Below are 18,540 nucleotides of genomic sequence, written 5' to 3'. Positions count from 1 at the left end.
AGCCCTCCAGAACTCCCAGAAATCAATTGCCATTGAATTTGATTCTGGGAGTTCTGACCATCGGCATTCACCCCGCATCACCAGTGCTCATGCGGGTTGCGGGCGTTTTGCAGGGCCGACTATTTAGTGAAAGGCGCAATAAACCGCCTTGGAAGTCGTCCACACGACGTTAAAGCGAAAATTTGATAACGTTGTCCATTTCGGATTCTCGGCATGACCAGAGAAAGGCGGCGTCGGTGTTTGCGTGTCGCGGCCACAAGCTACGGGCAGCTACCTGGAAGGCTCCAGGGCGACGGTGCCACCCTAAGTCCGCGTGGCGTGGAGAACCGGCTGATGAACCGAGGCACAGGTGCCCACCGTCGACGTCGACGCTGCCGGTCTGTAAACGTACGGGCATCACATCTTGACGCGCCCGTTCGGCAGGTTTCTTTCGGCTCAGCGCAAGTTCAGCAACCAGTCGCGGATGGCGCGATTGGCGGCGTTGATGTCGAAGCTTGTCGGATCGAACGGTCCGCCGCACCATCGGCGCATTGCGTCGTGCTCCGGGTGGGACAGGTCCCCCATGGCTCGCAGGAAGTCCTCATAGCCACCGAGTCCACCGACATCCTCCGGCGGGCAAGCGTTGGCGCCGGCTAGGCACATAGGCCAACTGTTGCGCTTTTCGTCGGCGACTTCGACGCCCTGCACGGTCACGTCATGATTCCAGCTGTCGCCGAAGTCGTACTGGTACACAAAGCCTTCAGTCGATGTGCCCAGCACTTCGTCCAGGCTGTATCCGCCGTCGGGCAGTACGGGCCTGTCGTCGGGCCATTCGTCGTCCGGGATGCCGTAGAGAGTGCCATTGATGCCGAACTGGTGCAGGTGACTGTTGGTCCAGCCCATTGCTGCCTGGATGACGCGGTCAAGATCAGCCAGCGTCATGTGGCCGGGCACGCTGATCAGCCTCCAAACGGATGGCTCGCTACCCTCAAGTTTCACCAGAAGTCGATAGGCGTAGGCGGGCGCGGGCTTCTTGCGGATCGCGGTCTTACGTGTGGCCATCGGCACAGCGTATCAGCGGTCGCAGACCCCGCCGTTGTTCAGTCGGCCCTCGGTGACCAGCGATGCGGGAGGAACTCGTCGATGCGGTTAGCCACCCCAAATTCCCTCACCCTGGCGCCGCAGCGATGACGAGCTGAGGTCGCCGCACGTGGCGCCGGGCTGGCCCGGCAGGACGTTACTTTGCGCCCCTCTGAAGCCGAGGGAGCTACGAGGAGTGAACGTCCTGAACCGGTGGAAATCGCTGCTGTGTCGACGGCTTCCGGCCGGATCGCCAGGGACAGCGGGAAGTACGTGGCGCCTTTCCCCTCTGAGATGTCGAATCTCGACGCAATCGCTTGCGTCGCAAGGTCGACTTGCGCGATCTGGCCATTGACCAAGCCGACGTAAGCGCGTGAACCATCCGTCGCGACGGTGAGCGACGTGGGACGCGACGGCAGCGACTAAGCCCATGCCGTGCTCAGTTGCTCGGCCGCAAGCCGAGCAACTGAGGCTGGTCGTTGCTATCCATCGCTCCGGCGAGCAATTGGATTGCGCACGCGGTTGGCCGAGAGGTGCTTGGTCAGGGCTTTGACGAGGCACCGTAGCCCTTGGCGGCCCACCACACCCCGCCCCACAGGTGGTCCAGATACCGCTCGTCGCGGTACATCGCCGCGTTGTGCCCCAATGCCGTGACGAACACCCGGCCCTTCTCGAACATATGCCACCAGCTCACCGGGTGGTCGGCGCCCATGCCCTTGGCAACCTGGCCGGGCCAGATCTTGGTCGGGTCGTAGCTGCGCTCGTCAACCGCCAGCACGGGGTGAACGCTCACGCCGTGCGGGTTGCTGAACTCGTACCACTCGTCCGACCAGATCCAGCGCTCGGGAAGGCCGAAGGTGGCGGGGTGGTCGACGTCGGTCTTGGTGACGACGGCGGTCTGCAGCATGGGATGGATGACGAAGCTGCGGCCGACAAGTTTTTCGTACCAGGGCCACAGGCCGGGCTTGCTGATGATGGCGCGGTGTACGACGACGGCGTTGCCACCGGCCTTCATGTAGCGCTCCAGGCCCGCCCGCTGGGCCTCATTGAATTCCTCTTCCGAGCTGTTGAGCAGCACGACGGCGGCATAGCGGCTCAGGTCGCCCTCGAAGGCGCCGGGTTGGGCCGTCCAGGTCAGCTCGAAGGCATGCAGCTTTGCCAGTTTCTCGAAGCTCTCCCGTGCGACGGGGATGTATTCGTAGTGGTATTTGGTGGGCATGGCCAGTACCAGCAGCTGGAACTGGCCGTCGCCGGCATGCGCGGATAGGTGCGCGGAAGCGACGGCCGTGGCTGCGGCGAGGGCTTGGACGGCTTTCTTCATGGTGCGGTCGATTCTTCCATCGTCAGTCCGCCGCCTCGCCAGAGGCAGGCGTCAGGTCGTTGATCCACTGTGAGTCATGGCCCGCGCGGGGTCTTGCATGGCCGGCACCCCGACGGATGGGCGCCGCCGAAGGTGGGCGCCAGGACGCACCGGCAGCGTGTCCCTCGAAATCTTGCGGTCATCGGTCGTTGGCCGCCCGGCAGAGGGCTTGGCGTCGATCGCCCTGGCCGAGTCCGGCCGACGACCCTGCGGATGGACGGTGGCCGACGCTCAGTCGATGTCGAGGACATGACGCAACCCGCCGTAGGGCACGCTCCAGGACTCGCCACCGGTATCGACGCTGGCGGTCTTGGGGTTGCAGCGGGTAATGACACCCACGTGGGTCTGGAGATGCCGATCCGTGAAGGCAACCTTGTCGCCGCGTTTGAAGTCCGCGCGGGTGGGACGCGCGGGGGCAGGGGGTGGCGGCGCGACCGGTTCGGGCGCCGCACCGCGTTGCGGTGGTTCGATGGCCGCATAGGGCAGCTTCCAGGCCGCATTGACCTCGGTGCCGTGCACGGTGAGATGGGTGTCGCGCATTTCCGTGATGCGGCCGCTGCGCATCGTGTCGCGTCGCGAGTCGTAGAAGCGCACGACCTGTCCCAGGTGGAGGTCCCGGCGGATGGCCACGATGCGTCGCGGGTCGGTCATCAGTCGATCCAGCAGCGCAGCCAGTTGGTACAACTCCAGGCTCGTGGCCCTGTTCATCGCCTCGATCAGGACGGCGTCCTGCATCGGCGGGGTCCGGTTCGTCATGTGGGCTCCGGGCAGATCGACCCAGCGCCTCCAGGCCATCCTCTCAGCGCGGCATCGAAGCATTGGAGCATGTCGCGCGGGTCTGGATCGGACGTGACGGCCGGGTGCGTGCTCCAGCGCTGGAGAGCTTGGCGGCGCGGGATCGACTAGTGCGCCAGCCATTCGCCGAGGCGGCGCATCGCCGCCGGCGTGCGGGCCAGGCTGCGGTGGTCGGTGCCCGGCAGGCGTTGCACGGTCACGGCGCAACCCGCCGCCTGCAGGGCCTCGGCGAGCTGGCGGGAATGCGCATGCGGCACCTGCCGGTCGCGCTCGGCCAGCAACATCAGAACGCGGCAGCTCAGTGCGCGAGCCGCGGCCATTGAGTCCAGCGGCGAACGCAGCAGCGGCGTCAGCGGGGCCAGCACGGGGCTGCGGGCCAGTACCGCGCGCAGGCTCTTGAAGGGCGTGATGAGGCTGACGGTCGCGGGTGGGGCGCCCGCGGCGGCCAGGCGCGCGGCGAGCTGCAGCGCCAATCCGGTGCCGAGGCTGCGCCCCGCCAGGTGCAGGGCCTGGGGCGGCAGGTCGAGCCGCGCCAGGCCCCAGGCGGCCATGGCCTCGGCGTCGGCCACACAGGCTGCCTCGGACGGCCAGCCGCCGCTGTCGCCCAGGCTGCGGTAGTTGAAGGCGAGCAGGGCGCAGTCGTCGGGCAGCCAGCCGGCGAGGTCGGGCGTCCAGGCCACATGCTCGTTGCGGCCGCCGAACCACAGCAGCAGGCGGCGCGGCGGCATGCCGCCCGAAGGCACTGTCAACCAGCCCTGCAGGCGCACACCGTCCGGGCGCTCTAGCCAGACGGCTTCGGCGCGGCGCCTGTCGGCGGCGGGGCCGGGGTCGGTACGGCGGACGCGCCAGGTGCGGCCGAACAGCAGCTTGCCCTGCAGGCCGACGATGGAGGCCAGCAGGGCCGTGCCCGCGATCAGGGCCCAGGCCGAGGGCGGCAGGTCGGCAAGCGAGGGCATCGGCAAGGTCGGGGGCGCGGTAGCGGCAAGGCCCGCCAGCCTAGGCTGCCGATATGACGGCGTGGTGAGCGCCCGGCTTCAGCGCGTGCAGGGCGCCTGGCCGAGAGCCGTGGTGCGGGCCGGCAGGGGCCTGGGCGTCCATACCGTCAGCGCGAGCCCCAGGCCGACGAGGGCGGCGCCGGCGATCTCGTTGGCGTGCGGCGCCTCGCCCAGCAGCGCCCGCACGGCGATGACCGACACCGGCACCATGTTCAGGAACAGCGTGCCCATGGGCGCGCCCAGGCGGCGCACGCCGGCGTTGAAGGCCAGGGCCGCGGCGACCGTGGGCACCAGGGCGATGTAGGCCAGCTTGGGCACCAGGCTCAGCACCAGCGCCGGCGAGGGCGGCTCGACCAGGCCGGCCAGCGTGGCGCCGACGGTGCCCAGGGCCAGCCAGGGCAGGAAGGCGATGGCCGTCAGCGCGGTGTACTCGAGCGGGCTGTGGTCGGGCAGCCGGGCGGCGTTGCGGGTGTAGAGCACCCAGCCCAGCGTGCCGGCCAGGGTGAGGGCGTCGCCGAGCAGCATGCGGCCGTTCACCTCGCCGGCCTGGCTGAAGAGGTGGGCCACCGTGGCCACGCCGGTCAGTGCGAGTGCGGCGCCAGCGACGGCGCGCAGCGGCGGGCGCTGGCCGTCCAGGGCCCAGCGCAGGCCCAGCGTCGTGAAGGGCATGGTGGCCATGATGACCGAGCCGTGCGAGGGCTGGGACAGCTTCAGGCCGTGGAAGACGAGGATGCTGAAGAGGCCATAACCCGCCAGCCCGACGAGGCTGTGGCGCAGGGCGTGGCGGCGCAGCTTGGCCCAGGGCCGGTCGCCGGCCAGGTGCACGAGGCCGGCGAGCAGCGCCGTGGCCAGGAGGTAGCGCAGCAGGGTGAACCACGCCGGGTCGAGCTGGGCGACGACGGGCTTGCCGATGAGGAAGAGGCTGCCCCAGGCGGTGGTGGCGAAGAGCAGGGCGGTGATGGCGCCGGGCCGGGTGTTGGCGGTCATGAAGGGGCTCCTGGCGGATGCGATGCCTTCACTGTCGGCGCCGGGTCGCCACCGGTCCATTCGTTTCCACGGACCGCCCCGTTCGGAAAATCCACACCCGCCGTCGGCCGGGCCTGCGCAGAATGCCGGCCATGGAGATCTACCAGCTCAAGACCTTCGTCGCCGTCGCCACCGAGGGCAACCTGACGCGCGCGGCGGAGCGCGTGTTCACGAGCCCGCCGGCCGTCAGCGCCCAGCTCAAGGCGCTGGAGGACGAGTTCGGCGTGCGCCTGTTCGAGCGCAGCGCGCGTGGCATGACGCTGACCCAGGCCGGCGAGCGGCTGCTGGCCGAGGCGCGCCGCACCCTCTCGGCCGCCCAGGCCATGCAGGCCGCGGCGGCGCAGATCCGCGGCGAGGCGCGCGGCCAGGTGCGCATGGGCACGGTCAGCGACGCGGTGGCGCTGCGCCTGGGCGAGGTCTTCGTGCACCTGGCGGAGCACCATCCGGGCGTGCAGCTGCAGCTTCAGCAGCTCGTCTCGCTGCGCGCCATCGCCGCCGTGCGCAAGGGCGACCTGGACTGCGCCTGCGTGCTTCACGAGCATGCCGACATCGAAGGCCTGGAGTTGCGCCGTTTGCAGGCCGCCGAGATCGTGCCCGTCGTGCCGCAGCGGCTGCTGGTGGGCGGCGGCCTGCCGCCCGATCTGGCCGCGCTCGCCGCTCTGCCCTGGGTCACCACGCCGCCGGACTGCGGCCTGCGCGTGCACCAGGAACGACTCTTCGCCCAGGCCGGCACCGTGCTGGAGGCGGGCCTGCAGGCCGACACCGAGGTGGCCGTGCGCAGCATGGTGGCGGCCGGCATGGGCGCGGGCATGATGCGGCGCGACCAGGCCGCGCTGCTCGAAGCGGCCGGCCAGGCGCGCGTCTGGCCGGGCTGGTCGGCGCCGACCTGGTTCTGCTGGATCAGCAGCCCGGCGGCCCTGGCCGCGCCGGCCGTGGCGGCGGTGCGCGACGCGGTGGCCGAGACCTGGGTCTAGGGCCTGTTAACGCTATGGCCCCTGGCGGCGGGCCTTCGCGACCCATTGCCATAGCGTTAACAGGCCCTAGCCGCTGTCCTCAGCGCACGACGAGCCCCTGCGGGCCGATCTGGATGCGCTCCACCGCCAGGCCCAGGCCCGCTTCGAGGTTGGCCTTGGCCGCGTTGCGGAAGTTGACCTCCTCGGCCGGGTTGGGCTGGCGGGCCAGGTGCTCGCGGTAGACGGCCATGAAGGTGCCCACCATGGCGAGCTGCTCGTACATCGCCCGCTTGGCGGCGGCGCCGGCCTGGGCGAAGGCGGCGTTGCGGCCGAGGGCGCCCTGCATCTGCCGCACCAGGGCCTTGAAGTCCTCGTCGGCCACCTGCTGCTGCATGAAGGCGGCGTAGTTGCCGGCGATGAAGGCCGCCACCGCGGCGGCCACGTCGTTGGTCGCCAGGCCGAGCTGGGCCTCGAGCTGGCGCCAGCCGGCGAACGACTCCTCGAAGGCCTTGGCCATCGCGGCCCGGTGGGCGGGCGGGAAGCGCTGGGCCAGCTCGGCGGCGGACTGCCGCACCTGGGCCGGTCCGTCGGCCAGCAGCGGGACGGCGGTCGGTCCCGGCACGGGGAGTGAGACCGCCGGAGCCGGGGTCGTGGCGGCCGTGGTGGCGGGGGCCGCGGCGGCGGGCGGCTTGCCGATCATGGCGCGCATCTGCTCGGCCAGGCTCAGCGACGGCGCGACCTGGGCCATCGACGGGGTGCAGGCCAGGCTCGCGGCGGCGAAGGCGGCGGCCACCAGGCGGCGCACCAGGGTCGGGAAGGGAAGCAAGGGGGGCAAGGCGATCTCCAGGCTGGGGGAAGTCATTTGTCCAGCGTCAGGCTGCCGTCGCCGACGTAGACGGTGTTCTGGTCGTCGTAGACGGGAAAGCTCAGCAGGCGCTCCTTGTGGCCGTCGTCGTAGTCCAGGGCCAGCACGAAGCCGCCGAGCCGGTAGCGGCCACGCCGGCTGGCACCGTCGTCGCGGTGCCGGGTGCCGCTCACCGCCGTGACCGTGCCCAGCCCCGTGCCGACGGTGCCGCCGCCCGTGCTGCTGCTGCCCTTGCCGTCGCCATAGCCCGAGCCCGAAATCACCGTGCCCTGGATGGCCTGGAGGCTGCCGGTGGACGACAGCGAGCGGTAGCTGCGCTCGAACCGGCCGTCACGCGTGAAGCGGATGCTTCGGTTGGACGAGGTGCCGCCGGTGATGAGGCTGCCGCTGAAGCTGCCGCGGCTGTAGCTGCCCTCCAGCCGCGTGTCGGCCGGCCAGGGGCGCACGGCGTGGTGGGGTTCGGCCTTCCACGGGCCCGGGCGGCCGTCGTCGTCCTGGCCCTGCATCTCGTAGCCCTTGCCGGCGGCGCGCCAGCGGCCCCAGTGCTGGGGCTCCAGTCGGCGCGAGGCGGCGACGTCGAGCTGGTCGGGCGGCATCTCGGTGCGCCGGTACAGCGTGCCGTCGCGCAGCAGGAAGCGCACGTCCTCCTCCCAGTGGGTGCCGTAGTTGTAGTTGGCCTCGCCGTGGATGACGATGGCGGCCAGTTCCTTCTCCGACAGGCCCTGGCCCGGCGCCCGGCTCACGCGCTGCAGCAGCACGGCCTTGCGCGCCAGGGGCGCCTGCGGCAGCGGCGAGGGGGCCAGGCCCGAGGGGTCCCTCACGAGGGCGGCGCTGGACAGCGTCAGCGAGCCGTCCCGCAGGGAGGTGGCCAGGCCGCGCAGCACCACCTCGCGGCCCATCCAGGCCTCGGCGTCGAAGTGCAGGTAGACCTCCTGCGACGCCTGCCGGTCGCCCTGCTCCTGCACCAGGTAGAAGTGGCCCGGATGGTCGGCATTGCGGGTGACGCGGCCCTTGACGTAGACGGGGCCGAGCTGGCGCAGGGCTGCCTCGTCGGAGATCACGCTCCAGCCGCCGCCGTGCCGGGCCGCCAGCGCCGGGATCTGGCTGGGCAGCAAGACCTGGCCCGTGGGTCGGCCCGCCGCCGTCGGTGGCGTCGAGGGCTGCGAAGCGATGCCGGCCTGCACCAGCGCCGCCGCCACGGCGCGGGCCTGGGGGTAGAGGGCCGTCACGTCCATGCCAGGGCCCTGCCAGTCGCGCGCCAGGGCGGCGCAGGCGGCGTCGGGCGCGGGGTCGGCCAGCACGCGCTGGCGCATGGGCTCGGTCAGCGTCGTCCACGAGGGGGCGCTGCTGCCCTGGCGGCGCATCAGGTCGGCCACCACGGTGCGCAGCGGGGCGAGCTGGTGGCGCTCGCGCCAGGCCACCCAGGCGTCGCGCATCTGCGCCTGCGGGGCTGCGCCCGCGTCGGCGCAGGCGTCCACCGAGGCTTCGGACATCACGTCCAGGCTGACGGCGTCGACCAGCTGCTTCACGGCGGCGGGGTCCGTCGCCAGGCCGGCGGGCGAGCCCGCGGCGCAGGCTAGGCTGCTGCACAAGGCCAGGCCCCGGGCCAGGCGCCGGGTCGTCGTGAGGGTCAGCATGGAAGTCGCGTCGGGGTCGGAGCCGAAAGCGCGCGATGTTCGGCAGCGGCCCTGCGGCCAACAATCCCATGCTTGGTGCTTGGGTAATCCTCACCGCCGCCGCGGGCGGCGGCGCTCGCCTAGTGCTTCGCCTCTTGCAGCCGGAACACCCGCACCGCCTGCGCCACCACTTCGGCGCGCTGGGTCAGCGACATGGCCGAGGCCGACAACTCCTCCACCAGCGCGGAGTTCTGCTGGGTGATGCCGTCGATGCTGGCCACGCTGCCGTTGACCTCGCCGAGGCCGGTGCTTTGCTCCTGCATGGCGCTGCTGATGCGGCTGATCAGGTCGTTGACCTTCACGACGGCCACTTCGGCCTCCGTGGCCGAGTGGCTGGTCTCGGCCACGATGCGCACGCCCTCCTCGACGCGGGCGCGCGAGTCCTCGGCGAGCTTGCGGATCTCCTGGGCCGCTTCGCGGGTGCGCCCGGCCAGGGTGCGCACCTCGGCGGCGACGACGGCGAAGCCCCGGCCGGCATCACCCGCGCGCGCGGCCTCGACGGCGGCGTTCAGCGCCAGGATGTTGGTCTGGAAGGAGATGGCGTCGATGACGGTGACGATCTCGTTGATGCGCATGGTCGCCTCGCGCACGGCGTCCATGCGCTGGCTGGCCTGCTGGCTGGTGCCGCCGGTGTTGCGTGCGGCCTTGACCGTGTCGCCCGCCAGGTCGCGGGCCTTGAAGGCGCCGTCGGCCGTGCTGCGCACGGAAGCCGCCACCTGCTCCAGCGCCGCGGCGGCCTGCTCCAGGTTGCCGGCCTGCAGCTCGGTGCGCTCGCCGAGGTCGCGCCCGCCGGCGGCGATCTCGGCGCAGGCGAGGTGCACGCCGTCCACCTCGCGGCGCACGTCGCCCACGACGGCCTGCAGGTTGACGTTGAGCTGGGCCAGGGCGCGCATCAGCCGGCCGTAGGCGTCGCTGCGTCCGGAGTGCAGCACCTGGGTGAGGTCGCCCGAGGCCAGGCGCTCGGCGGCCAGGGCCGCCGTGACGAGGTTGCGGTGGGCGCGCCGGCGCATCCAGGCCAGCACGGGCAGGGTGGTCAGCACGGCCGCGCCCGCCACGGCCGGGCCGGCTCCGATGCTGGCGGTGGCCGCCACGGCGAGGCCGGCCGCCACCGCGGTCGTGGCCAGCAGGGCGGCGCCCTCCTGCCACAGCGACGCCTGCCGGACGAGGCGGGTCGCCAGGCCCGACAAGCCTGCGCGCAGCACCTGGCCCTTGTGCAGCCGCGTCGCCAGCCGGGCGCTCTTGCCACCGCCTGCCGCGCGGTATTCCTCGCGCATCTCGGCGTACAGCGCCTCGGCCGCGCGCACCTCCTCGCGGCTGGGCTTGGTGCGCACCGACATGTAGCCGCAGATGCCCGTCGCATCGCGCACCGGCGTGACGTTGGCCCGCACCCAGTAGAAGTCGCCGTTCTTGCGGCGGTTCTTCACCAGCGCCGTCCAGGGCTCCCCGGCCTTGAGCGTGTCCCACATGTCGCGAAAGGCCTCGGCCGGCATGTCGGGGTGCCGGATCAGGTTGTGGGGCTGCCCGATCAGCTCGCTGCGGTCGAAGCCGCTCGCCGCGATGAAGGCGGGGTTGCAATAGGTGATGCGGCTTTTGAGGTCGGTCGTGGACACCAGCGGCGTGTCGGCGCTGATCTCATGTTCCACGCGGGTGACGGGGCCGTTGTCGCGCATGATCGTCTCCGGTTCGGAGAAACCAATGTCGGTCCGGCCGCCCGGGTCCACCAGGGGGCGGCGTCAAACCAAAGGCATGTCGCTGCGAATTTCTGCAAACTTGCTCACGGTTTGACGGCGATCAATCAGGTGCGGCCTGGCTTCCGTGCCACAAGGTGTGGCGGTAGTCGCCACCTCAATGCATCGCCGGCGCTGCCTCGCGCTCCGCTTCGTCCAGGGCGCGGCGCTCGTCCAGGCGCAGGGCCAGGCGCTGCACCTGGTTGATGGACAGCAGGTGGGCGTAGATCCAGCCCAGCCAGCCGCGGGTAGCGAGGTCGCTCAGCGTGGCGCCGTCCAGCGCCCGCAACCGGGCCTCGCTGACGGTCTTGAAGCCGCGCAGCGCGGCGCTCTGGCCGTCGCGGCTGTACTCGATGGCGCCGTCCTGAAGCAGGCCGAGGGCAGCGAGGTGGTTGGCGAAGTCGCGGCTGACCCGCATCTCCTGCCGGAACCCGACGAGGAAGCGCTTGATCTCCTCCAGCCACGGCGTCTCGCGCCCTTCGGCGTCGAAGAGGGCCTCGCCCTTCTCGGTGTTGAGGCCCGCGCAGCCGCGGTCGATGCACACCGTGAGCGTCGGGTCGCCGCCGGCCTCGGACAGCACGAAGGGATAACGCCGGAAGAAGGCCGGCAGGTAGGCGCCGCGCGCCCAGCTGCCATCGGCCTGCACGAAGAGGTTTTCATGGTCGCGCAGGCCGACGAGGGCGGCCAGGCTGTGCCCGCCGTCCGTGGTGATGAAGACGCAGGGGAAGTCCAGCGCCGCCAGCGGCAGCTCGGCCCCGGCGATCAGCACCGAGTTGGTCCCGCGGGCGAAGCCGAACAACCCGGGCGCCGGCGCCAGGCGCAGCTGGCGGTGCTGGTCGCGGTTCAGGGGCACGGGGTCGTCGTAGATCAGTAGGGTCTTCATGGGTCGGCGGGGTGGCGGCCAGGGCGGCTGCCATTGTGCGCAAGCCCGGCGGGCGGTGCATCGGCGCCGGCCTACGCCTGCATGGGCGGGGCGCCGACCCCGGCGGCGCAGGAGCCGCCCGATAGTGCTGCCTGGCGACTCGAGGAGACCCCCATGAGCCTGCATCCCACCATCGCCGCCTCCCGCGTGGAAGGCACCCGCGTCTACAACCTCACCGGCGAGAAGCTGGGCACCATCGACGACCTCGTCATCGACAAGCGCAACGGCCACGTGCGCTATGCCGAGCTGGAGTTCGGCGGCTTCCTCGGCCTGGGCACCGACCGCTTCCCGCTGCCCTGGAGCATGCTGACCTACGACACCGAGAAGGATGGCTACGTCGTCAACCTCGACATGGACCAGGTCAGGGGTGGGCCGCGCCACGCGGCGGACGCCCCGCGCGACTACTCCGAGGCCTACGGCCGCGGCGTCTACGACTACTACGGCGCCCCCTGGGCCATCTGAGCCATGGCGGCGGCGGACCACGGCAAGGTGGCGGGTTCGCGCGCCATCTGGAAGGGGGCCATCTCCTTCGGCCTCGTGCACGTGCCGGTGTCGCTGCATTCGGCCACGCGCGAGGAGGAGGTCGACTTCGACTGGCTCGACAAGCGCAGCCTCGACCCCGTGGGCTACAAGCGCGTCAACAAGCGCACCGGCAAGGAGATCGCCCGCGAGAACATCGTCAAGGGCGTGAAGCTGGAGGGCGACGAGTACGTCGTGCTGTCCGACGACGAGATCAAGGCCGCCTACCCCAAGCGCACGCAGACCATCCAGATCGAAGGCTTCGTCAAGGCCGAGGACGTCTCCTTCGTCTACATCGAGAAGCCCTACTACCTCGCGCCCGATGGCCGTGCCGAGCGCGTCTACGCGCTGCTGCGCGAGGCGCTGGAGGCCAGCGCCGTCATCGGTATCGCCCGCTTCGTGCTGCACAACAAGGAGCACCTGGCCGCCCTCATCCCGGCCGGCCCGGCGCTGATGCTGGGCACGCTGCGCTGGGCCGACGAGATCCGCTCGCCCGAGGCCCTGGACCTCCCCAAGGCCGGCGCGTCGGCCAACGGGCTCAAGCCGGCCGAGCTGAAGATGGCCCGGCAGCTCGTCGAGCAGATGACGGGCCCCTGGCGACCCGCCCAGTTCAAGGACGACTTCACCAGCGCCATCCGCGAGCTCGTCGCCCGCAAGGCCAAGGCGGGTGACAAGGCCACCGTCGAGCCGCTGGAGGAAGCGCCCGACCTGGGCCGCGCCAACGTCGTGGACCTGACCGAACTGCTGCGCCAGAGCCTGGGCGGCAGAGGCGCCGGGAAGGCGGCGCGCAGCACCGCGGCCAAGCCGGCCCGCAAGAGCGCCGCCAAGCCCCGCCGCAAGGCCGCCTGAGGAGGGGCCTTCTCAGCCCTGCGCCTGGCGGCTGGCCTGCCAGTGCTCGAGCAGCTGGCGGGCCAGGGCCGGCAGGGCGCCATGGCCGACGCGCTTGGCAAAGCCGAAGCGCTCGCCGGCATAGATGCGGTCATAGGCCAGGCGCGACACGTGGGCCGGCCAGCCCTGCGCGGCCATCAGGGCGGAAAAGCGCTCCAGCAGCTGGAGCTCGGCCCGGACGGGCCGGTGCTCGCTGGCGAAGAGCTCATCGATCACCAGGCGCACCGAGCCCTGCGGACAGCGGACGCGGCGCGGGCCGAAGCTGGGCAGGGGCTGGGGACGGCGGTGGCGGTACGGCATGCCCCCGAAGTTAGGCCTGCCGGCTGCCGGACGCGCGACGAAAAGCACCGCTTCCGGGGCGGACGTGGAGGCCGGCGCCACGCGGCGGGTCGCGGCGTGGGATCGGTCACGGGCGGGGCCCAACGAAGAGGTCCGCGGCTCGCGCGCTGACGGCACGGATGACACGCTGCCCAGGCAGACGGCTGAACTGAGCCACCCGATGCTGCTGTCCCGAGAGGACCAATGGCCAGCCTCGATACTTGGCGTTTTGCCGTCCTTCCGACGGACCAGTGCTGCATTGCACCCCGCTCTGCAGACGCCTCATCCGCCGGAACGCCGATGGCGGTGAGCGTCGGCTTCAGGGCCTCGCAGACCGTCTCGTGTGCCGCATCTGCGGCGTACAGCTTAGACAGCTTGGTCATCAGCTTTGCCGTCTGCCTGTAGGTCCGGCAGAACCGTCATTCGTTCCTGGCCGCACGTATGGGACTCGCTTCGTACAGCACTCGCCGTGTGGCGCCGTCGTGAAGACATCAGCGTTGTCATGTCGCTCAGGGGCGGGACGGCGAACACCTGATGTCGGTCCGTCCACTGTCCTGTGTAGAGTCGTCTGGCGGAGCGATATTTAATCCATGCGTTTCATGACATGAGGATCGGCTCCAGCTTGGGGAGTCGGTTTGATAGAGCTTGGCGCTTTGTCCGGTGAGGACAAGACGGCGGATTGCGGTGAGCCAGTGCGGGAGCCCAAGGTGGCGACCTCGCAGGCGTCCAATGAGTTCGTTCAGCCGCCTTAAGTTGCCGTTTGTCTGCTCGCGCGGCTGCACCATATTGCTGCGGAGCCCCATGCACTTCGCCACGAGTTGGGCCTCGGCGCGCATGACTCAGTCTCTCAGCAAGACCTGCTGCTGGCCGCCAGGCATCTGGGCCTAAGAGCAAAATCGACCCGCAGCAGCATTGAGCGGCTCCTGCTGACTCCTCTACCTGCGCTCGCTCATTTGAATGACGGTCGCGTTGTTGTTTTGGCGCAGCGCGATGGTCAGCGGGTCCTCTTTATGGATCCGGGTGCCGTGGACGCCGCGGGCCAACCCATAGCCCGCCCCACCATCGAACCGTTGGAGGTCTTCGCGGCGGAATGGACCGGCGAACTCATGCTTGCGACTAGCCGCGCCTCCTTGGTTGGCGCTTTGGCCAAGTTCGACTTCTCTTGGTTCATTCCCAGCGTCGTCAAGCATCGCAGGCTGCTGGTTGAGGTGCTGCTCGTCTCACTTTTCCTGCAGCTATTCGCCCTGGTCTCACCGCTGTTTTTCCAGGTGGTGATGGACAAGGTACTGGTGCACCAGGGCGTCACGACACTGGACGTGATCGTTACGGGCCTCTTGATCGTCACGCTGTTCGAGAGCGTCCTGACGGTCTTGCGCTCTTACGTGTTCAGCCACACCACCAGCCGCATCGACGTAGAACTGGGGGTCCGGCTGTTCAGGCACCTGCTGCACCTGCCGCTGTCCTACTTCCAGGCACGCCGCGTGGGCGACTCCGTGGCTCGCGTGCGCGAGTTGGAGAACATCCGCTCCTTCCTCACGGGCAATGCACTCACCCTCGGGTTGGATGTGGTGTTCTCCCTGGTCTTCATCGCGGTAATGTGTGCCTACAGCGTGCCCCTCACGCTGATCGTGCTCGCGTCGCTGCCGCTGTACGTGCTGCTCAGTCTGACCATCGTCCCAGTCTTGAGAGCCCGGCTGAACGAGAAGTTCGCCCGCGGTGCCGAGAACCAGTCGCTGCTGGTGGAAACCGTCACCGGCATTCAGACCGTCAAGGCCAGTGCCCTGGAGCCTCAGATGGCCCGACGCTGGGACGAGCAACTGGCGGCTTACGTCAGCGCGTCGCTTCGCACTCAGACGCTCGCCCAGTATGGTAACGAAGGCATCAACCTCATCGGCAAGATCGTCAACGCCGCCACGCTCTGGTACGGCGCCCACCTGGTCATGGACGGCCAGCTCAGCGTGGGCATGTTCGTCGCGTTCAACATGTTTGCCGGCCGTGTGGCCCAGCCCATCATGCGCATCGCGCAGATGTGGACCGACTTCCAGCAGACGGGCCTGTCGATGGAGCGACTGGGCGACATCCTCAACACCCGCACTGAGCTGCCGCCGCAAAGCGTCAGCCCGCTGCCGCGCCTGCAGGGACGGGTGACGCTGGACAACCTGACCTTCCGCTACCGCCCCGACGCACCGCCGGTGCTGCACGGCGTCAGCCTGGACGTGAAGCCTGGCGAGATCATCGGCATCGTCGGCCGCAGTGGCTCCGGCAAGAGCACGCTCACCAAGCTCATCCAACGCCTTTACGTGCCCGAGAGCGGCCGCATCCAGGTGGACGGCCACGACATCGCCCTCATCGACGCCACCCAGTTGCGCCGCCAGGTCGGCGTGGTGCTGCAGGAAAACATGCTCTTCAACCGCAGCGTGCGCGAGAACATCGCCATCGCCGATCCGGCCGCGCCCTTGGACGCCGTCATCCATGCCGCAAAGCTGGCGGGCGCCCACGAGTTCATCACCGAGCTGCCCCAGGGCTACGACACGGTCGTCGGCGAGCAGGGCAGCAGCCTCTCCGGCGGCCAGCGCCAGCGCATCGCCATTGCTCGGGCTCTCTTCAGCCAGCCACGCATCCTGATCTTCGACGAGGCCACCAGCGCGCTGGACTACGAGAGCGAGGCCATCATCCAGAAGAACATGCGCGCCATCTGCCAGGGACGCACCGTCTTCATCATCGCCCACCGACTGAGTGCCGTGCGCCATGCCCACCGCATCATCGCGATGGACAAGGGCCGCATCGTCGAAACGGGCAACCACGACCAGCTCCTCACAAAGCCCAAGGGCCTCTATGCCCACCTGTGGCGCATGCAAGCCGGCGCGGAGGTGGTGGCATGAACACGTCGACCGCATCGCTTCAGCAGGAAGCTATCCCAACGCCGCGCCACCCGGTCATCGAGCTGCTGGCCCGCTACCGGGCCATCTTCAAGGCGGCTTGGGACCGGCGCGACGAACTCGCCGGTCCGCGCCGCATGCTCGACGAGCAGGCCTTCCTGCCCGCGGCCCTTGCACTGCAGGAGACGCCGCCCCATCCGGCACCCCGCCGGGCCATCATTGCCATTTGCGCACTCTTCACCGTCGCGCTGCTGTGGGCCTGCTTCGGGCAGATCGACATCGTCGCTGTCGCCCAAGGCCACGTCATCGTCAGCCAGCGCAGCAAGACCATCCAGCCACTGGAGATCAGCGTGGTCAAGGCCATCCATGTGAAGGATGGCGACAAGGTCAAGGCCGGCGACCTGTTGATCGAGCTGGACAGCACCCTCACGGCAGCCGATAGCGCCCGCGTCGGCGAGGAGCGCAGCTCAGCCACGTCGGAGGCCCTGCGAACGCAAGCGCTGCTGGCGGCGCTCGTGCAGGGCCACCCGCCTAACGTCAATGCCGCAGAGCTCAAAGGCCTGGAAGCCGCCGACCGCGACAGCTTGCAAACCCAATTGCAGAGCGAGTGGGCCGACATCAGCGCCAAGCTCGCCAAATTTGCAGCCGAGGGTGCGCGTCGCAAGGCCGAGATCGCCACCGCCGAACAGCAGGTGGCCAAGCTGCAGATGACATTGCCGCTGGCTCAGCAGCGCGAGAAGGACTTCCAGGCGCTCACCGCCCAGGGCTTCGTGGCCAACCACGCCGGCCAGGACCGCACACGAGAGCGCATCGAACTGGAGCGGGACCTCGCCACGGCCCAGGCGCGGCTCCAGGAGGCGAAGGCAGCCCTGGCCGAGACCGAGCAGGGCCTCTTCGCCTACCGGGCCGAGACGCAGCGAACGCTCAAGGAACGAGAGACCCAGGCCGGCCTGAAGACCCGCCAACTCGCCGAAGAAGGCGCCAAGGCCAACAAGCGCAATGAACTGACGCGGCTGACCGCGCCGGTGGCTGGCACCGTGCAGCAACTGGCCGTGCACACCGCCGGTGGTGTCGTCAAGGAAGCGCAAGTCTTGCTGGTGCTCGTGCCCGACGACGCCGAAGTCACTGCCGAGGTGGTGCTGGAGAACAAGGATGTCGGCTTCGTGCGCGGCGGGCAGGACGTGACGATCAAGCTCGAGACCTTCCCCTACACCCGCTACGGCACGGTGCAGGGCCAGGTGCAAAGCATCGCTGCCGACGCGGTGCAGGACGAGAAGCGCGGCGCCATCTTCCCGGCCCAGATCGTGCTCAACCAGTCGGCCATCAACGTCGACGGCAAACGCATCAAGCTGGCGCCGGGCATGAACGTCACGGCGGAAATCAAGACTGGCAGGCGCCGCGTCATCGACTACCTGCTCAGCCCGGTACAGCAGCACCTCGACGAAAGCATGAAGGAGCGTTGAACGAATATGCGTGCTGTATTTTTCCGAGCTTCTCGGGGTCACCTTTCGCGAGTCCCCAAGGTCTCGACCGAGCGCTTGGCAGGGACGCAACCAGCATCGGATGACACCGGCTTCGCCAAGTCCAAGCCTGTGGCACCGACGCAGCGGGAAGCGCAAATCCACCCATCCTGACTATTTCAATAGCACCATTAATGCGCGATCTAATGCCGGAAACCGCCATTTCTCCTCGGTCTAGCGAGCCGGTGGAGGAATTCCATGCCTCACAAACATGGGGAAATGCATGAACGTGACTCCTAAGCGCCTGCTTCTCATACTAAGTGTGCTTGTTCTGCGTGTCGGGAGCGCAGATGACGGCCATATAAGTGAACGGGCGCAGCATATGGCTGCCCTTTCGTCTCAAGTGGCTGCCTCAATCAGTGGGGCACTCAAGCAGCCGAAAGTTCTCGCGAACAATGAGCTGCTGGAAGCCTTCGCCGCCGATCGGTTATTGAACTGCATTGCTGCTTCGAAGGCCGCCGATTCCGTGGCTTGCAACGCTGATAGCACGGTCGGAAGTTATGTCATCAAGGTACTTCCTCCATTTGAGTACCCGGGAGGCAAAGCATTGGAATATGCGCGAGTGGAAATTAGATTTAAAGAAATCCCCGGTATATCGATCACGGAGTTATCACGGGCGCTGCCCGAATGGAAAATTGTGACTGAAGATAGGTGCCAATGTTCGCTTTGGCAGAAAGGCGCGCTGCGGGATTCACAGTTTGGAATGACTTTTCAAAGCGAAAAATGCGACTCGAAACTCGATTCGATCACATTAAATGCATCCTGGACTCCATTAGATTTCCCGGCGCCAATCGTCAAATAGCATGAATACCACACCACCTATTGAATCGCTTGCTATCCCTGATACGGACGACCCCGGGGACGGTCCTGCTGGGCCCGGCGTATCGCCATTGCAGACCCTGAAGGATAAAATAATTAGTCAGACCTGCAAAATCCATTTCGGCGCAACGCGTTGACGGGGCAAGTCCGGCGAGCAGTTCGCGTTCATGACGGGCTCGGCAGCGGCTGACGCGATTGAGCAGCATTGGCGCCGAGAAC

Annotated in this window: 16 protein-coding genes; 6 read left to right on the top strand and 10 right to left on the bottom strand. The window is 68.8% G+C overall.

The genetic code is table 11. The annotated features are described in order from the left end of the window. Positions 1-435: 435 nt before the first annotated feature. From LXT12_RS26295 to LXT12_RS26275, 5 genes are all read right to left on the bottom strand, one after another. Positions 436-1,041 (bottom strand): plasmid pRiA4b ORF-3 family protein, encoded by a 606-nt coding sequence (locus tag LXT12_RS26295; RefSeq protein ID WP_233395443.1) that lies wholly within the window; start codon positions 1,039-1,041, stop codon positions 436-438. A 559-nt stretch (positions 1,042-1,600) separates the two neighbouring features. After that, positions 1,601-2,380: a ThuA domain-containing protein gene (locus LXT12_RS26290; protein ID WP_233395442.1), complete on the bottom strand. Its 780-nt coding sequence runs from the start codon at positions 2,378-2,380 to the stop codon at positions 1,601-1,603. A 270-nt stretch (positions 2,381-2,650) separates the two neighbouring features. Beyond that, complete coding sequence (locus LXT12_RS26285; protein WP_233395440.1) at positions 2,651-3,175, bottom strand: hypothetical protein; 525 nt, start codon at positions 3,173-3,175, stop codon at positions 2,651-2,653. Positions 3,176-3,321: 146 nt separating this feature from the next. Continuing rightward, positions 3,322-4,170 (bottom strand): alpha/beta hydrolase family protein, encoded by an 849-nt coding sequence (locus LXT12_RS26280; protein ID WP_233395439.1) that lies wholly within the window; start codon positions 4,168-4,170, stop codon positions 3,322-3,324. A 78-nt stretch (positions 4,171-4,248) separates the two neighbouring features. After that, positions 4,249-5,196: a DMT family transporter gene (locus tag LXT12_RS26275; protein WP_233395435.1), complete on the bottom strand. Its 948-nt coding sequence runs from the start codon at positions 5,194-5,196 to the stop codon at positions 4,249-4,251. Between the two features lie 131 nt (positions 5,197-5,327). Here LXT12_RS26275 and LXT12_RS26270 point away from each other — a divergent pair, with 131 nt between their 5' ends. Next, on the top strand, positions 5,328-6,209 hold the full coding sequence (locus LXT12_RS26270; RefSeq protein ID WP_233395432.1) for a LysR family transcriptional regulator: 882 nt from the start codon (positions 5,328-5,330) through the stop codon (positions 6,207-6,209). A 79-nt stretch (positions 6,210-6,288) separates the two neighbouring features. Here LXT12_RS26270 and LXT12_RS26265 read toward each other — a convergent pair whose 3' ends face one another. The 4 genes from LXT12_RS26265 to LXT12_RS26250 form a co-directional block, all read right to left on the bottom strand. Further along, a complete protein-coding gene (locus tag LXT12_RS26265; RefSeq protein ID WP_233395430.1) occupies positions 6,289-7,050 on the bottom strand; it encodes a DUF6683 family protein in 762 nt (253 codons plus the stop codon). Next, positions 7,047-8,690 (bottom strand): hypothetical protein, encoded by a 1,644-nt coding sequence (locus LXT12_RS26260; protein ID WP_233395447.1) that lies wholly within the window; start codon positions 8,688-8,690, stop codon positions 7,047-7,049. The genes LXT12_RS26265 and LXT12_RS26260 overlap by 4 nt, the downstream gene beginning before the upstream one ends. 119 nt (positions 8,691-8,809) lie before the next feature. Beyond that, positions 8,810-10,399 carry a methyl-accepting chemotaxis protein gene (locus tag LXT12_RS26255; protein WP_233395428.1) on the bottom strand — a complete coding sequence of 530 codons (1,590 nt, stop codon included), beginning with the start codon at positions 10,397-10,399 and terminating at the stop codon, positions 8,810-8,812. Positions 10,400-10,574: 175 nt separating this feature from the next. Further along, positions 10,575-11,339, bottom strand: a complete 765-nt coding sequence (locus tag LXT12_RS26250) for a SapC family protein (RefSeq protein WP_233395426.1) — start codon at positions 11,337-11,339, stop codon at positions 10,575-10,577. A 153-nt stretch (positions 11,340-11,492) separates the two neighbouring features. On the opposite strand from LXT12_RS26250, the gene LXT12_RS26245 reads away from it, so the two are divergent. After that, a complete protein-coding gene (locus LXT12_RS26245; RefSeq protein ID WP_233395424.1) occupies positions 11,493-11,840 on the top strand; it encodes a PRC-barrel domain-containing protein in 348 nt (115 codons plus the stop codon). 3 nt (positions 11,841-11,843) lie between these two features. Then, entirely contained in the window at positions 11,844-12,746 is a 903-nt protein-coding gene (gene ku, locus LXT12_RS26240) for a non-homologous end joining protein Ku (protein ID WP_233395422.1), read from the top strand. Positions 12,747-12,758: 12 nt separating this feature from the next. Here ku and LXT12_RS26235 read toward each other — a convergent pair whose 3' ends face one another. Further along, positions 12,759-13,085 (bottom strand): hypothetical protein, encoded by a 327-nt coding sequence (locus LXT12_RS26235; RefSeq protein WP_233395421.1) that lies wholly within the window; start codon positions 13,083-13,085, stop codon positions 12,759-12,761. Positions 13,086-13,867: 782 nt separating this feature from the next. On the opposite strand from LXT12_RS26235, the gene LXT12_RS26230 reads away from it, so the two are divergent. From LXT12_RS26230 to LXT12_RS26220, 3 genes are all read left to right on the top strand, one after another. Then, entirely contained in the window at positions 13,868-15,985 is a 2,118-nt protein-coding gene (locus tag LXT12_RS26230; RefSeq protein ID WP_233395445.1) for a type I secretion system permease/ATPase, read from the top strand. Then, positions 15,982-17,445 carry an HlyD family type I secretion periplasmic adaptor subunit gene (locus LXT12_RS26225; protein ID WP_233395419.1) on the top strand — a complete coding sequence of 488 codons (1,464 nt, stop codon included), beginning with the start codon at positions 15,982-15,984 and terminating at the stop codon, positions 17,443-17,445. The genes LXT12_RS26230 and LXT12_RS26225 overlap by 4 nt, the downstream gene beginning before the upstream one ends. A gap of 280 nt (positions 17,446-17,725) precedes the next feature. Next, complete coding sequence (locus LXT12_RS26220; RefSeq protein ID WP_233395417.1) at positions 17,726-18,304, top strand: hypothetical protein; 579 nt, start codon at positions 17,726-17,728, stop codon at positions 18,302-18,304. Positions 18,305-18,540 lie beyond the last annotated feature (236 nt).

The organism is Pelomonas caseinilytica (assembly GCF_021353235.1).
Classification (GTDB): Bacteria; Pseudomonadota; Gammaproteobacteria; order Burkholderiales; family Burkholderiaceae_C; genus Pelomonas; species Pelomonas caseinilytica.
This window is presented reverse-complemented; position numbering and strand designations above follow the sequence as displayed.

Excerpts from the sequence above, each read along its gene's own strand:
- LXT12_RS26220 (WP_233395417.1), top strand. The coding sequence starts at position 17,726 with ATGAACGTGACTCCTAAGCGCCTGCTTCTCATACTAAGTGTGCTTGTT.
- LXT12_RS26295 (WP_233395443.1), bottom strand. The coding sequence starts at position 1,041 with ATGGCCACACGTAAGACCGCGATCCGCAAGAAGCCCGCGCCCGCCTAC.
- LXT12_RS26265 (WP_233395430.1), bottom strand. The coding sequence starts at position 7,050 with ATGACTTCCCCCAGCCTGGAGATCGCCTTGCCCCCCTTGCTTCCCTTC.
- LXT12_RS26275 (WP_233395435.1), bottom strand. The coding sequence starts at position 5,196 with ATGACCGCCAACACCCGGCCCGGCGCCATCACCGCCCTGCTCTTCGCC.
- LXT12_RS26260 (WP_233395447.1), bottom strand. The coding sequence starts at position 8,690 with ATGCTGACCCTCACGACGACCCGGCGCCTGGCCCGGGGCCTGGCCTTG.
- LXT12_RS26280 (WP_233395439.1), bottom strand. The coding sequence starts at position 4,170 with ATGCCCTCGCTTGCCGACCTGCCGCCCTCGGCCTGGGCCCTGATCGCG.
- LXT12_RS26270 (WP_233395432.1), top strand. The coding sequence starts at position 5,328 with ATGGAGATCTACCAGCTCAAGACCTTCGTCGCCGTCGCCACCGAGGGC.
- LXT12_RS26225 (WP_233395419.1), top strand. The coding sequence starts at position 15,982 with ATGAACACGTCGACCGCATCGCTTCAGCAGGAAGCTATCCCAACGCCG.
- LXT12_RS26285 (WP_233395440.1), bottom strand. The coding sequence starts at position 3,175 with ATGACGAACCGGACCCCGCCGATGCAGGACGCCGTCCTGATCGAGGCG.
- LXT12_RS26250 (WP_233395426.1), bottom strand. The coding sequence starts at position 11,339 with ATGAAGACCCTACTGATCTACGACGACCCCGTGCCCCTGAACCGCGAC.
- LXT12_RS26290 (WP_233395442.1), bottom strand. The coding sequence starts at position 2,380 with ATGAAGAAAGCCGTCCAAGCCCTCGCCGCAGCCACGGCCGTCGCTTCC.
- LXT12_RS26235 (WP_233395421.1), bottom strand. The coding sequence starts at position 13,085 with ATGCCGTACCGCCACCGCCGTCCCCAGCCCCTGCCCAGCTTCGGCCCG.
- ku (WP_233395422.1), top strand. The coding sequence starts at position 11,844 with ATGGCGGCGGCGGACCACGGCAAGGTGGCGGGTTCGCGCGCCATCTGG.
- LXT12_RS26255 (WP_233395428.1), bottom strand. The coding sequence starts at position 10,399 with ATGCGCGACAACGGCCCCGTCACCCGCGTGGAACATGAGATCAGCGCC.
- LXT12_RS26245 (WP_233395424.1), top strand. The coding sequence starts at position 11,493 with ATGAGCCTGCATCCCACCATCGCCGCCTCCCGCGTGGAAGGCACCCGC.